At 53.0% G+C, this 15627-nt stretch carries 8 protein-coding genes; 1 reads left to right on the top strand and 7 read right to left on the bottom strand.

Going from position 1 to position 15627, the window contains the following annotated elements; translation table 11 throughout:
• The first annotated feature begins 15 nt into the window (after positions 1-15).
• Positions 16-2415, top strand: coding sequence for an ABC transporter permease (locus BP71_RS22545; RefSeq protein WP_496383426.1), 2400 nt, complete (start codon positions 16-18; stop codon positions 2413-2415).
• Between the two features lie 6 nt (positions 2416-2421).
• Here BP71_RS22545 and BP71_RS22540 read toward each other — a convergent pair whose 3' ends face one another.
• From BP71_RS22540 to BP71_RS22510, 7 genes are all read right to left on the bottom strand, one after another.
• Positions 2422-4473, bottom strand: coding sequence for an SGNH/GDSL hydrolase family protein (locus tag BP71_RS22540; RefSeq protein ID WP_496383424.1), 2052 nt, complete (start codon positions 4471-4473; stop codon positions 2422-2424).
• 662 nt (positions 4474-5135) lie between these two features.
• The gene (locus tag BP71_RS22535) at positions 5136-6668 is read right to left on the bottom strand and encodes a RagB/SusD family nutrient uptake outer membrane protein (protein ID WP_496383422.1); all 1533 of its coding nucleotides are present in this window, start codon (positions 6666-6668) and stop codon (positions 5136-5138) included.
• A 34-nt stretch (positions 6669-6702) separates the two neighbouring features.
• On the bottom strand, positions 6703-10101 hold the full coding sequence (locus tag BP71_RS22530; RefSeq protein ID WP_496383420.1) for a SusC/RagA family TonB-linked outer membrane protein: 3399 nt from the start codon (positions 10099-10101) through the stop codon (positions 6703-6705).
• 38 nt (positions 10102-10139) lie between these two features.
• Positions 10140-11150 carry a FecR family protein gene (locus tag BP71_RS22525; protein WP_496383418.1) on the bottom strand — a complete coding sequence of 337 codons (1011 nt, stop codon included), beginning with the start codon at positions 11148-11150 and terminating at the stop codon, positions 10140-10142.
• A 113-nt stretch (positions 11151-11263) separates the two neighbouring features.
• The gene (locus BP71_RS22520; RefSeq protein WP_496383416.1) at positions 11264-11803 is read right to left on the bottom strand and encodes an RNA polymerase sigma factor; all 540 of its coding nucleotides are present in this window, start codon (positions 11801-11803) and stop codon (positions 11264-11266) included.
• Between the two features lie 212 nt (positions 11804-12015).
• Positions 12016-13380, bottom strand: a complete 1365-nt coding sequence (locus BP71_RS22515; RefSeq protein WP_496383414.1) for an enolase C-terminal domain-like protein — start codon at positions 13378-13380, stop codon at positions 12016-12018.
• A gap of 17 nt (positions 13381-13397) precedes the next feature.
• The gene (locus BP71_RS22510) at positions 13398-15602 is read right to left on the bottom strand and encodes an outer membrane protein assembly factor BamB family protein (RefSeq protein WP_496383412.1); all 2205 of its coding nucleotides are present in this window, start codon (positions 15600-15602) and stop codon (positions 13398-13400) included.
• Positions 15603-15627 lie beyond the last annotated feature (25 nt).

The following is a 15627-nucleotide window of genomic DNA, read 5'->3' as shown; positions in this document are numbered from 1 at the left end:
GACAAAACAAGCTCCATGATCAATATTCTCGGACTGGCCCTGGGCATGACGTGCTGCCTTGTCATTTATGTATTTGTCCGGTATGAGTTAGGGTTCGACAACTTTCATTCGGACTCCGGGCGCACTTACCGCGTCGTAGAACACAGCAAAAAGGCCGACGGCATTCAGCATTGGCCCACTACTGCCTATCCACTGGCGGCTGCCATCCGCGAAAATATCCCGGGCGCAACCGTCACCCAGACGGCCGGGCCGCTGAGCCGGATCATCAGTTCTGTGGACAGCAAAGGGAACATTCACCGTTTTGAAGAAAGCAAGCTGATGTTTACCGATTCGCAGTACCTGAAGACATTTGATTTCAAAAAGATCCATCCGGAAGGGGTCTGGCTTGCAGGCAACGCGGAAACGGCCTTCGCCCAACCTAATGCCGTGGTACTCACTCAAAAGCTCGCCGATCGTTATTTTGCCGAGTACGCCGGTAATTTCGAGCAGATGATAGGCAAAACACTGACACTCAATAATACCGATCCGCTGGTTGTATCGGCCGTCATCCGCAATCCGCCGGGCAATACCAATCTGCTCTTCGATATGCTGGTCAACTACCGGTTTTTCAAGGCAAACAATGCGTACGCCACCTCCAACTGGTCGGGTAATTACCAGGGAACCACATTCGTAACGCTCGCACCCGGCGTTCAGCCCCGGGTATTCGAACGTCAGTTGACTGCGATGAAGAAGAAGTACATGAACAAGGAAGATGATACGCGCATATCCTATTTCCTGCAACCATTGACCGAAATACATACGGAACCCCTTTATGAAGATTTTTTGGGAGGCTATCTGGTAAGCCGGCAGATTCTATGGGGATTGACGAGCCTCGGCATTTTCCTGATCCTGATCGCCTCGTTCAACTTTATCAACCTCACCACTGCCCGTGCGTTACGCAGACGTAAGGAGGTGGGCGTACGCAAGACCGTCGGAAGCACACGTGTTCAACTGTTTTTCCAGTTTATCGGCGAAACATTGATCGTCGCATTGATTGCGGGTTCGATATCCCTGCTGGCGATGGGCTTTTTACTGAACGCGCTTAATAATGCCCTCACAGTCGTCAGCCTCGACCTGCAGCCCGATATCGAGGTCTGGCTTTTCAGCGCTGCCCTTATCGTGCTGATCGCATTGCTGGCCGGCTTCTATCCGGCGCTGGTCATATCGCGCTTTCAACCGATGCATGCGCTTAAAAATGCGGTCACTCCGGTAAGAAGCAGGTTTACATTGCGGCAGGGGTTAATCATCGGGCAATTTTGCATTACCTATGGTTTGCTGGTTGGCACGTTCGTCGCGTCCGGGCAGATGAATTTGTTTAAAAATAAAGATCTGGGTTTTGCCAAAGATGCGGTGATCGCCATCAATGGACCCCGTAACCAGGTAATCAGCAAGATGAGCGCATTCCGGGCGCAACTTCTGCAAAACCCGTCGATCCGTGAAGTGAGCTTTTCTACCGGTGCGCCGATCACCAAGAGCTTTTACGGGACCAATTTCCGGCTCAAAACGGAAGGGCAACCTATGGACAGGCAGGCGGAAATGAAGGTGGTTGATTTGCATTACAATTCCCTTTTCAACCTGAAAACCCTCACCGGACGCTGGTTCAACCATTCCAACATCGTCCCCGATGGTTCTGCATTCAACGGCTTTGTGATCAATGAAACGATGGTAAAAATGCTGGGATTAACCCCGGAAACGGCCCTGAACAAAACCCTGGTGATAAGCGAAGGCGAGGCACCTGTTATCGGCGTCGTGAAGGATTTCCACAATGTATCGTTGCAGCAACCGATCATGCCCTGTGTGATCATGTGCTGGAATACCGATTTCTATGACCAGATCCATGTGGCGGTTAATACGGCCAACGGTGCGTGGATGAACGTGGGCAGTACGCTCGCGGGCATCGAGCAAGTCTGGAAAAATATTTTCCCGCAGGATGTTTACCAATATGCTTTCCTGAATGAATCCCTCGCGAAAGGTTATATGATGGAACAACTGGTGTTCGACGCGTTCCGGATCTTCGCAGCCATTTCGATATTCATTTCATGTCTGGGGCTGTTCGGGCTGGCTACTTTCGCGGCTCAGCAGCGGACCAAAGAGATCGGCGTCCGGAAAGTGCTCGGCGCTTCCGTTGCGAACATTATGGCCTTACTTTTCAGCGATTTTGTGCGGCTGATACTCATTGCAATCGTGATCACGTCACCCATTGCCTGGTATGCAATGGAAAACTGGTTGCAGGATTTCGCCTACCGGATCGAAATGCAGTGGTGGATATTTGCAGTTTCGGGACTGCTTGCCGTGGGAATTGCATTGCTTACCGTCAGCTTTCAGAGTCTGAAAGCCGCTTTGATGAACCCGGTCAAATCGCTGAAAACTGAATAGGACACATTAGTGCTTCGTCCCGAGTATCGCCATCAGTTGCAATGCAGAAGGGTCGTGTGCGTTGAGCCTGAGAATCTTCCGCACATAATGCAATGCACCGTCACGGTTGTCCATTTTGTAGTAGGCCAAGGCAATTCTGTTCAGCACTCCAATGTCCGAAGAATCGGCCTGCATTACCGCCCTGAGCGCCACGACTTCCTGTGCTAACATCCGCACCGGCGAGAGATCGAGCCCTGATGTATTGCTCCGGATCGCGTAATCCAGGTACGGAAGTGCTTTTTCGGGCTGGTCTTGCTTTAAATACAAAACAAAAAGGTATCTGGCCGATTCAAAGGACGGTGCGAGCTCAAAGGCCTTTCTAAAACTGAACAAAGCATCGCCCTCCCGATGCATTTGTCCGCTCAGCATGGCCGACTTCATATAGTACCGCGGATCGGAAGGTTGTTCCAGGATGAGCGACTCTACCACTCTCCGTGCTTCCTCGTAATCGCTTTTGGCAATGTAATGATTATAGGCCTCGTTCATCGCTTCATTCCAGCCCAGTTTACGATTCGCCAGCGCATGGGCGGTCTGTTCTTCAAAACTTTCGATCCTGAAAGAGTCGTCTTGCAGGCTTCCGTTGAATGGCCAGCTGTTTTTCAGATTAGCTACTTTATAAAGCCCGGCCAGTGAATCGATGCGGGAAATAGGCATGGTTTGCAAAAGTTTTGAAAAGGACATTTCACCGGAGGCAGTCATGGGCAGCAAGCCAGTCTTTTTCAATGCCCGATAAAATGCCTCCGACATGAATGCATATCCTCTCAGATCGGGATGGACGTGTTCGAGGATCAGTTCCTTTCCGACAATCCCTCCGGGGGAATTTGCTTCGAAAAGCCCCTTTACATCTACCAAATGGCTATTGGAGTAGCGGGTAACAAGTTGCCGGATCACGCCGTTGAATTCTTCCGGCGCCCTGAAACGCAACCCATCCAGATCCCGGGCCTTTGTAAAATACTTGCGCGCCAATGAGAATTGCTTACGGGCATATTCAAGTTGACCCAAATAATAATTACAACCGGCATGTGCCTCGTATTGCTGTCCCGCTTTTTTGAGAAAATGATACGCAGTAAGGCTATCTCCATGAGCAAGACTTCTGACGCCGGCACGATATAAAGGTTCAAATTCCGGAAACTTTACCGGGTCTACCGCCTCGCTTGCAAACGGCGGCAGGTCTTTATCATTGCTCACGAGGTTACTGATCAGCACCGGAATCCGGTGCGCGTGCAACACTGCCAGCATTTGATCCATATTCGCCCGGAATTGCTCCACACCCTTCCGGTACGCATCCGACTGATAGCCGATCCGCTGGTCAGCCACCATGCGCTGCATCCGCGTGCCCTCGTTACCACCTTCTCCTCCTGCCGGGCTCAACGCCGTATACAAGTGACTTGCCAGCTGAATTACCCTCAGCCCACGGAGGTGCAGCAATGCATTCACCAGCCATGGGTTACCCGCAATGCTCTCAGCCGAACCTACTCCCATGGCTCCATAATACTCGTTATGCCCGGTGTAAGTCAGCACGGCATCGGGCGCGTAATCCACCAACTCCCGTGCGAAGCCCAGTGCGGTGTAGGAATTAACGGCGGTCAAAGCCAGGTTGATAATCTCAAAATGCTGATCGGGAAAAGTGTGCGCAAGCCTGAATTGCAGCCAGCGGTGAAATGAACCATTATGAAAATAGGGATAGCCAATCGTGGTAGACTCTCCCAAAACGAAAATGCGACGGGTACCTGCGGCTTTCTTTTTCAAAAAAGGTTCCACATTACCGGTCGTCGCATTCTTCTGGTTAATGAAGTATCGTTTGGAAGCGTCAGGGTTTAGGTATAGGTAATTTTTGTCAAGAGGATATTCGATAAAAAGGTTGAGGTCGGCACCGTAATGGAACATCCGTAACCCGCATTCGATCAAAAGAATGCACAACAAAGGCAAAGCAACGCTGATCAGTTTGAAAAGTATCAAACGTCGGCCCGCCCGGATGTCGCTCCCGAAAGATGGTATATATCTCGGATTTTCTCTCATCATCACAAGTTGATCTGTATAGCTCTCCCCCCAACCCAGGGCTTCAGCCCTGGGACCGGCACCTCGGTGGACTGATACCCCTGGCGGACCGACACCCCGGTGGACCGGTAACGACGGACCGACACCCCAGTGGGCTGGCACCGACGGGCAGTCCACCGGCGGGCTACTCCCGAGACTGACGGCCCGAGCACCGCCAGCACATCCACAGAACCTCAGTTATGGCAACCGCACCGCATATGCCGTCCAGACTATGACTACCCCATCCATCAGCACCCCAGGGCTCATAGGCTGCCCATACACGAGGTACGACTGAGCTCCCGGGGCCGAGTCTCACGTGGCGCAATCCCAGGCAAGCGGGACTGACCCTCGCCTGAGGCATCCCTGAGTTCGCGGTGGGGCTGCCTCTGCTGTCAGATATCCCGGAACTCGCAGGCGGCCCCTATGCGAGCTCCCACTGAGCTCACGCATGTGAGATACATGTGAGACACGCTGGAGCCTAGCCACACGTGAGTTCCGCACCGTGGCTCACTGGGGTGGGTTCCCGGTGAGCCCGGCATCAGTGCGCTCACCATAGACTGAGCTCTGGGCGCGCCGACAGAGCTCAGTCTATGGTGAGCTCTGCCGGCGCGCCCAAGGCTGAAGCCTTGGGTTCGGGATGCGCATCAGTATCCTTCATTCTGCGCCCATTTGGTGTTTCGGGTCATTTCGTTGAATGGGATCGGGGCGAGATATTTCTGACTGAAATTGGTATTAGCGGGAATCGGATTTTCTTCCGGGCTCCTTTCCGCGACGATCTTCGGCAACAGCTGCAACCGGACAATGTCAAACCAGCGCACCCCGAACTCTCCCGCAAACTCGTAAGCCCGCTCGTACACGACCGAATCCCGAAATGCTGTCGCTGATAAGCCAGCCGTCAGATTGGGCAAACCAGCCCGTTTCCGTACCTCGTTGATCGCTGCGTAGCTTGCAGCGGTAGGCCCGCCGCCCGCCATCGCCGAAGCTTCTGCGTACGCCAGCAACACCAGCGGATAGCGGATGATGTCATACACCTTGTTGGTGCTGGGATTGATCGAGTTAATGGCTGTCTCCGTTTCCGAAACTCCGTCACCATTCAAACCGGCACGGAATTTCTTATAGTAGGGATGCCGCGCGTGGGTTTCGGGTGAATCCCAGGATACCAGTTTAAAAGTTTTGCCATCCGGCTGCCGCAGTTTCAGTGTTGTGTAGAACGTATCGTCCGTACGCTTGCATTTAGGCGCTTTTTTGTAAAAATTAATTTCCGGATAATAGTCATCCCAGCCGCTCGATCCATTCGTAGCCACCTCGTCCAGCGGCACGCAGGAAGACCCAGCGCTGCGCAATGGCAAACCGCCATTGACATTATACTGCAACCCGAAGATCGATTCGGGACCGTTGTTCGTCGTGAAAACCTGCGCATAAGGAGTGCTCACATTGAATTGCCCGGATTTAATCACCGCATCGGCCTCCGTCGCCGCCTGGGCATAGTACGAGGCCTGGCTCAAAGGCCAGCCGGTCATCGTCAGGTACACATCCGCGAGCAGCGAACGGGCTGCCATCTGGGTGGCTTTACCGGGTGCATTCGCAAATTTCACGGGCAGCAACTCTTTGGCTTTTTGCAGATCGGCAATAATGGCTTCATACACTTTCTCTACGGGATCGCGGTCTGGCCGGTCATCGACATCGATGGGCGTCAGGATCACCGGTACCGGGCCGAATGTCCGCACCAGGTAGTAGTAACCCAATGCACGCAGGAAGTAAGCCTGGCCCGCGGACTGGTTTTTGAGTTCCTCCGTCGAATTGACTTTGGCATAATTCGCAATCACATTGTTGGCCTGATAAATACCCTGCCACGGCCCCTGCCATTGTGCAACCATACTCAGGTTTCCGCTGCCGCCGCTCAGACGGTCGAAAAGGCGAAAATCCTCCTTGTTCAGCCCGGGGTCGGTGGTGAAATCGTCGGACCCGAAATATGAAGTACTCCGGTTAGTAAAACCCCATGCACCATCCCTGGCAAACTGAATGTAAATGGCCGACACCGCTCCGTCCAGATCGGATTGCGTCTTGAAATAGGTTCCCGGCGTCAGGTTTGCTTTCGGGTCCTCGGTCAGGTTCTGGCATCCCGAGAATGCTATCGCAGCAAACAGAATCGATAATATTGAATATTTCACTTTCATAATGCTCTTTTTAAAATGTCATGAAACCTGTCCTTTACAATCCCAATCTCAAACCGATCGTGTAAGTCTTGGCATTCGGGATCACACCCATTTCCAGACCCTGTGTAATGGCATTGAACCCATTGGAAACCTCAGGATCGTAGCCCGGATACTTGGTGATCATAAACAGGTTCTGGCTGCTGAGGTACACCTCCAGGTTACGAACCCTGATCTTGTTCAGGACCGCCGCCGGCAGTTTGTAGGTCAGCGAAACGTTTTTCAGCTTGATATAGCTCGCATTGTACACATACCGGCTGCTGTTGTTGAAATTCTTGCTGGTATTGCTGAATGCGGGGTTATCGGTCTGGTTGTCAGGCGTCCATATATTGAGCGCATCCTGGGTGGTCGCATTCCGCTGATCTCCCAGCCCGCCCCAGAGGTACGCGAGTGTTTGCGAGTAGATCTGGTTCCCGTGCGTGCCCTGGAACATGAAGCTCAGCGTAAAATCGCCGTAGCTCACATCATTGATAAAACCGAAAGAATATTTCGGCGTACCGTTTCCGATCGGCATGCGGTCGTCGGCAGTGTAGGCATGGTCACCGTTGACGTCGGTGTACTTCGCGTCACCGGGCTTCATACCATATTTAGTGGCCTCCTCGGCTTCATTGGTTTTCCAGGTTCCCAGGAATTGATAGCCATAAAACTCACCCAAAGGCCGCCCCACCCGAAGGATCGAGGCGCTGTTTCCTGCCGAACCAATCCCGTTGACGATCACATTGTCGAGCCCGCCCAGGTCGGTTACTTTGTTCCGGTTGAAAGAGATGTTGAAATTAGTCGTCCACCGTAGTCTGCCCGAGCTGACCGGCGTACCACCTACCGAAAACTCGATCCCCCTGTTCTCTACACTTCCGATGTTGCGCAGGTAATCGCCCCCGCCCATGTAAAAGGGCGCCTGGTAATTGTAAAGCAGGTCGGAAATGTTCTTTTTGTAGGCATCCGCTGTGAATGTAAGCCTACCTCTGAGAAACGACGCATCGAGACCAACGTCAAACTGCTCTGTACGTTCCCATTTCAAATTCTTCGAAACCGGCGCTCCCAACGGCGTGGCTACGCTGGCCGTGGAACCATCGAAATAATAGGCTGGCTGCGGTCCGCCGGTAGTGATCTGTGCGATAGTTGCATAGGCACCTACTGCCTGGTTGCCGGTCTGCCCGTAGCTTGCACGTAGCTTCAAGTCGGAAAAGACCTTCGAGTCTTTCATGAAATCCTCATTCGCCACATTCCAGCCCAGGGCCAGTGACGGGAAAGTGCTGTACTTCTGCGTGAGGTGCGAGGAACCATCGGTACGGACCGCGGCGGTGAGCAGGTACTTATCTTTATAAGCATAATTAACCCGCCCCATGTACGACTGCAATGCGTCCTGCGAATAACCCGAATTGGTCTGCTGTGTCGCGCCAAGGCTCAGGTTATAGTACCCTAGTGCATAGGACGACAGGTTGTTGGAACGGGCATTGAGGGAAGTATTGTTCCCGTTCTGCTGCTCGTACAAGGCGGTCACAGTCAGCGAGTGGTCTCCGAAGTTGGTTTTGTAGGTCAAAAAGTTACTGTTCTGGAAGAAACCGCCCCGCGACGCATTGCCTTCTGCATACAGCACCCCATTGCTCGTTCCCGGCCCGAAGAGATTCTGACCAAACTGCGATCGGATCTCGTAAGTATTGATCGTCGTGAACGATAAGCCTTTTATGATCCGGTAAGTCAGCACAGCCGTTCCGGTCACATTGGCCTGACGGTTATCGAACTGCTGGTTGGTAGCACGCGAGATCGGGTTATACTGGATCGATCCGTAAGGCGCTGTATAAATAAACTGTCCGGTAGCCGGGTCGCGCACAGGCGAGGTCGGGTCCCATTCGGTAGCCTGCGTGAACGGGTCGGTCAGGTCGCCCGAATAGCCGTTGTTGCGGCTGTTGGGCAACATCGCAGCTACATTGAATTTCAGATCGATCTTGTCGTTCAGTTTGGCATCGATGTTCGCACGCAGTGTTGTCCTTTTGTAATATTGGTTTAAAATCAACCCCGGTTGATCCAGGTAGTTGGCTGAAAACAAGTAACGGACATTCGACGAACCGCCCGACACATCCAGCTGATAGTTTTGGATCCAGGGTTCCTGATGCAGCTCGTCCTGCCAGTCGGTACCGCCATTGGCTTTCAACTCGGCCAGCCGTTGATCGGAGAATGCCGGGGCATTACCGGTAGAGGCAAATTGGGTGTTCACCGTTCTGGCAAAATCATAGGCATTCATCAGGTCTAGTTTCCTGGGAATACTGGCTTTGCTGAACCAGGTACTGAAATTGACCCGCGCTTTGCCCTCCTTACCGGTTTTGGTCGTAATCAGCACCACCCCGTTCGATCCTCTCGAACCGTAAATGGCCGCGGAAGAAGCATCTTTCAAGATTTCAAGGGACTCGATGTCGTTCGGGTTAATGGATTCGATGTTACCGCCGACAAAACCATCGATCACATACAATGGCTCATTGGACCCGGTAATGGAGTTCGCGCCCCGGATACGGACATTCAATCCCCGCCCCGGCTGCCCACTCGAACTCGACACCGTTACGCCCGATGTCGTTCCCTGCAATGCCTGCTCTACGCGTACCAATGGCCGTTTGCCGATCTCCTTCGCGGAAACTGTACTGGAAGCCCCCGTAACATCACTTTTCCGCTGCTCACCGTAACCTACCACCACGATTTCATCCAGTCCTCTTTCCGCCACACGCATGCCTACGTCGATGCTCGTACGCCCGCCTGCCACCACTTCCTGGCTTTCATATCCCACAAAACTGAACACCAGCACCGTGCCGGAAGCTGCTTCATCGGGGATTTCGAGTTGGTATTGTCCGTTCACGTCGGTAGTAGTGCCGCGTTGCGTGCCCTTGAGAATAATGCTTACACCGGGAAGCGGCTCATTCTTCTCGTCGGTTACCTTACCCCGTATATTGATCGCCTTCGGTGCATTCTCAGGGCTGGTCAGGTTTTGTCCCGGCTGCATTTCCATAGACGGCTCGGAACCTCTCGGCGGTAATTGAGTCTGACGCAGACTTTGTTTCAGCTCTTTGACAGACCCTGCGTCCGCATCTTTCGGAAAGATCGCGTAGATCTTTCCGTGCTTTTTGTATTCCAATCCATTGGACTTCAGTATCCGCTCCAGCGTTTCTTCGATGGCCTCGGCCCCGCGCGCCTGGTACTGGATCTGCATCGACTTGATCTTATCATTGTGATACATAAAGTACACGCTATGCCTCTTTTCCAGGTCACGCAGGACCTGGTCGAGGCTTCGGTATACAGGTTGCTCAGCCCGTTCCGGCTGGGGAACCTGTCCCCGGGCGAAAGTCTGGGCATTAGCGACCGAGCCGCCCATGCATAGCAATCCCATCATGAGTAAGTTGATCTTTTTCATGAGCATTGATTTGAGGTTTCAGTAAATGTTTTCTGCTGCTAGTTAGGCCGGCCCCGGATCGTCACCCGGTTCTCCTGATGTGTAATAGTGATGGGCAAGACACTTTCCAATGCATTGAGAAGGTCGTCCATGTTGTCGGTCGGGACGATGCCGTTCACGACCTGCTTTTTAAGTGAGTCTGTTTCGATGGTAACGGTTACGCCATACGTATCGTGAAGCAACGCCGCAATCTCGCTGAGCGGCGTGTCGTTGAGCGTCCAGCGGTTATTTTTCCAGGAATACATCGGAGCCGCGTCATGGAGGTGCCGCATCGACAGTTTCTGGTTTTTTCTCGAAAAATCGACGAGGTCGCCAGGTTTCATCCGGATCTCCTTCTGATCCCTGCCATTCAAATGCAAATGGACCAGGCCCTCGCTCAGAACAACCCGCGTTTGCTGCTTGCGGGTGTTCACATTGAATTCCGTTCCGCGGACTTCCACGTTGAGGTCGTGCGTATGCACCACGAATTTCACAGCCTCCCCTTCTCTTTTTAGTTTCCTGACGCTGAAAAATGCTTCACCATTTAGCCACACCTCTCGTTCGGTGCGCCGGCCCCAGCGATCCGCCACGCGCAGGCTCGAATTCGCATTGAGCGTTACCAGGGATCCGTCCGGTAACAGCACACGCCGCGATTCGCCGAAAGTAGTGTGGTAGGTATGGTTCTGGTTTTGCCGGCCGATGTAAAAAACGAATGCAACCAGCAGCAACGTCACCACCGCCGCGACTTTCATCCATACCAGCCGGTTCCGGAAAATAATGTGCTTTTTGTTCTTGCCTGCTTCAATGCCTTCCCAGATCCGGTCCACCGCTTCGGTCGAAGGCCCGACGTCGTCATCCAGCGAAGCCAGCAACACCATTTGGCGGGCCAGCTCAATGTCCTTCGCTTTGGAAGGATTGTCCCGGAAGAAGTCCAGCCAGAATAGCTCTGTCTCCGGGGTCGGATGCAGGACCCAGCTGCAAAAGAATGCATCTGTCGCAAAGTCCTCCGGTTCAAATGACAAATAATTCATGGAAAAATCTGATTTCGTCCTCCAAAATCAAATGGGAGAAAGGAGCACAGATTACCCCTGAAAGGGTAAATTTTTTCGAGAAAATTTGACTTAACCTTGAAAATGAGGTGATTTCAATTCAAAAAGAGGAAGATCAATGCTGAAAGAATGATCTCCGAGTAGCCTGATAGCAGCGTACGCAGGCCCTTCATCGACTTTTGAAGCGTGTTGTGTACCGATTGCAGGGAGATGTTCATGATGTCGGCGATCTGCTGGTGGTTGAACTCGTTGTAGTAGCGGAGGTTCACTACTTCCTGCTGCCTCGGGGGCAACTGTGTGAGTGCGCGCCCGAGCATGCGCGACCGGCCCTGCTCGCTTTCATAGTCGATCAGCTCGCTTTCGGCCGAGACAGAGAAGAACCGGTGCTCAAGGGCGTCCACTTTCTCAGCTTCCACCCCGGCACCGGCTACGTTTCGGTTTAACGGATGCTGTGTGATTTTACGACGCAGGATCCGGAAAAGATAATATTTGATGCTATCGGTGTCTGACAGCCTTTTCCGGCTGTTCCAGAGCTCGATGAACATGTCCTGGATGGAGTCTTCCACCAGTTGCGTGTCGGTAGTCAATTTATGGCCATACCGGTACAGGATCTCGATATGGGATTTGTAAAGCATTGAAAAGGCCGTTTCATCCCCGCTTCGGAAACTGCTCCACAAGTCTGAATCATTCATAGCAATGGCGCCGGAAAAAAGGGTAAATATGTTCCGGCAAACCTAAAATCCAGCCATTAAGAAAAACTTAACAAACCATTAACAAGCCCTATTTTTCATTGATTTTTTTAACAATTTCAATAAAAAATAGCGCATTGTCACGAATCAACTGATTTTCAGGGCTTTAACAGGGTCCCATCGCTCTTCCGCACCGTCCACCGCGACTTCGTTCCGATCGGGTATTTGGCTGCTTCTTTCTCATTGATATCGATCCCGAGTCCCGGCGTTTCATTCACATAGTAATAACCGTTCTTGATGGTGGGACAACCCGGAAATACTTCCTGCACCTTTTCACTGAAACGCTGCGATTCCTGGATACCGAAGTTCCAGACCGCAATGTCGATGTTGTTATTCGCGGCATGCCCTACCGGCGAAGTGTCGCCCGGACCATGCCATGCCGTTTTGACATTAAACCACTCGCCCAGCCGCGCTACTTTCATGGCCGGGGTAATGCCGCCCAGCTGCGAAATATGGCAACGGATGTAATCGAAAAGCTGGTTCGCCATCGGGTCGCGGAACTCGTTGATATTGTTGAAAAGTTCTCCCATCGCGATCGGCACAGTGGTACTCTGCCGCAACTGTTTGAACCAGCCCATGTTTTCGGGAGAAAATGCGTCTTCGATGAAGTACGGGCGGTATTCTTCCAGTCCTTTGATCATATTGATCGCATCCATCGGCTCCACCAGCTCATGCATGTCGTGCAGCAGCTCGATGTCTTCGCCGCATCTTTTGCGGACCATTTCAAACATTTTGGGTACCCGTTTCAGATAGGTACGCTGGTCGCTGAAATCGTCGGAAGCCCTGCCAAAACCGGCCGCCTTGAAATCAGGTTTGACTTCGTCCATCGCCCCCACTCCGCCGTAGCCACCTTGCTGAATGCGGATGTGACGGAAACCTTCGGACATATATTGCTGCACTTTGTCGGCGATGGCCTCGGGTGTAGGCCCGCTCGCGTGCGTGTAGGTATCCACCGCAATGCGCGCCTTTCCGCCCAGGAGCTGGTGTACGGGCATTTTTGCGCGCTTGCCTTTGATGTCCCAAAGCGCCTGGTCCAGTCCGGACAATGCATTGTTCAGCACCGGCCCGTTGCGCCAGTAAGAGCTTACATAAGCCGACTGCCACATGTCCTCGATGTTATCGACGTCCTTGCCGACACAGAATTCGTTGAGGTAGATATTCACCGCCGGGATCACCACCATTGCGCGCTGTGTGAAAGTGGCGCAGCCCAAGCCATACAGGCCCGGCTCGGAGGTTTCTACCTTCACGATCACCAGGTTGGCCCCGCCGGGTGCCGTAGTAATCGCCTTCACATTGGTAATCGTGACTGACGCTGCTCCCTTCGCATACTGGGGCATTTCATAGCGCTCGGCCCGCGCTTTGGGGCTATCGAACAGGGATAGCAGTCCTGCTGCGGAACCAGCGGCCAGCATTTTCATCGCATTGCGGCGGCTGTTGTCCCGGGAGTTTTCGTTCTTCGTCATATGTACAGGTTTAGTATTTATTTTAATGCAAATGCAATGTAATTCCCGCCTATTTTCTGCCCGCGGCCGCCGCCGGCAGCGATCACCACGTACTGCCTGCCATTAATCTGGTACGAAATCGGTGTGGCGAAACCGCCAGCGGGCAACTGGTACTCCCAAACCGTTTTGCCGGTTTTCCGGTCGAATGCACGGATCTTTTCATCCTTGGTTCCGGCAATGAAAACAAGCCCGCCTGCGGTCACCAGCGGCCCTCCGTAACTGTCGGTACCCGTAATAGGGATGCCTTTTTTAGTTAATTCGGGATATTCGCCCAGCGGTACACGCCAGAGGTATTCACCGGTGTTGAGGTCAATGGCATTCAATGTGCCCCACGGTGGCTTGATACCCGGATAACCGTTCTGATCCGTAAAGCGACGCCAGGTTTTGCTCACGTAGGCAGGCACGTACGGGAAGCCGCCTTTGGAAGCAGGCTTTGCCTGATCAGCCAGTTTGACCGGTGCTTTACTTTCTCCTTCTTTGTTCAAAAGAAAGTTGATAAGCGCATCGTGCTCTTTATCAGACAAATGCCCGAACGAAGGCATTCTTCCGCTTCCTGTTTTCAGAATGCTCTTGATGGCGGAGGCATTCAGTTTTTTACCGATGTCGATCAGCGGAGGTAATTCAGGGCCGCTGCCCTTCCGGTCCTGGCCGTGACATGCCGCGCAATTGGCGATGTACAGTGCATTTCCAGGCGAGCGGGGTGCTTCGTTTTTCTTTTGGCTGGCTTCTGCCATGATCAGCTCCCAGGGTTCTTCATTCACATTCTGGTAAAATATGCCTTCGGGGTCTACGGCATTACCTCCCCATTCCGCGCCTCCGCTGTACCCGAAAAGCAAGGTTCCCGCCGTGTTGGGGGGCGTGAATTTGTGATCCGTTCTGATCTTTTCGTAGCGCTCCTTCACATACGCATGCGCCTCGGGTGAAATATCTGTGATATCGGTTTCTGTGTAGACCTGCCGGGAAAGCGGGGCGGGTTTCAATGGGAATTTCTGGGTCGGATACGGATATTCGCCTGGGAGACCGTTCACCGGCACTTTCCGCTCCTCAACAGGGAATATCGACTCGCCGCTGTCACGGTCGAGCACGAACACCAGGCCGTCTTTCGTGGATTGGACCACCACGTCTGTCTTCTTTCCATTGTGGAGAATAGTTGTAAGATTCGGCGGACTCGGATGGTCGCGGTCCCAGAGATCGTGGTGGATCGTCTGGTAATGCCATTTCCGCTTGCCGGTCTGGGCGTCGAGCGCCATAATACAGTTCGCAAACAGGTTACTGCCCTTCCGGTCGCCGCCGTAGAAATCCGATGCCGGGGAACCCGTACCGAAATAAACCACGCCCCGCGTTTCGTCCAGGCTCATGCCACTCCAGTTATTGGCGGCACCGATCTTTTTGTAGGCATCTTTTGGCCAGGTCTCATAGCCAAATTCACCTGGTTGCGGGATCGTATGAAAAACCCATTTGAGGTTCCCCGTCACTACATCGAATGCCCGGACGTGCCCCGGTGCTGCGTCCCCCGATTCGGATACCGCTGATCCGAGTATGAAGGTGTTTTTGAATACAATTCCAGGACTCGTCGCATTGACGGATAATTTGCTGACGTCGTGGTCCAAGTTAGTCTGCAAACCGGTGTGAATATCTACCCGCCCTTCCTGGCCAAAACTCTTCACGATTTTGCCGGTAACCGCATTCACGGCGTACAGGCTGGATCCTACCGTGTACAGTATACGCTTGTCGCTTCCACTCTCCCAATACACCACCCCCCGGTTAGAGTTGAGGCGATCGTCCTTGAATGGCTCGAATTTCCAGATTTGCTCTCCGGTGCCTGCTTTCAATGCAAAAAGCTTTAATTCGGGCGTGGTACCATACAAAACACCGTTCACAACAATGGGTTGGCATTGAATGGCGCGGTTGCGCTGCCGGCCGGGATTGGCCGGGTCCGGCTTTTCGGATGCATCGTACATCCAGGCTACTTCCAGGTCTTTGACATTGTCGAGGTTGATCTGATTCAATGCCGAATACCGGTTACCTGCTTTATTACCCCCGTAATTGGGCCAGTCAGTGTCCCGCCCGCTTTGTTCGCCGGTCAACCCGGTACCGAGCATCATCGCCACGCACAGCGCGCCCGCGGACAAGCCGATGCTTCTTTTCAGCAGCACCGACCGCAAAAACCGCTCGCTTTTCATCAATCTATCGTTTCGGTTTTGGTTT

It is taken from the genome of Dyadobacter ginsengisoli DSM 21015, assembly GCF_059568735.1.
Note: the sequence above shows the minus strand (reverse complement) of the source record. Positions and strands in the feature narration are given on the sequence as shown.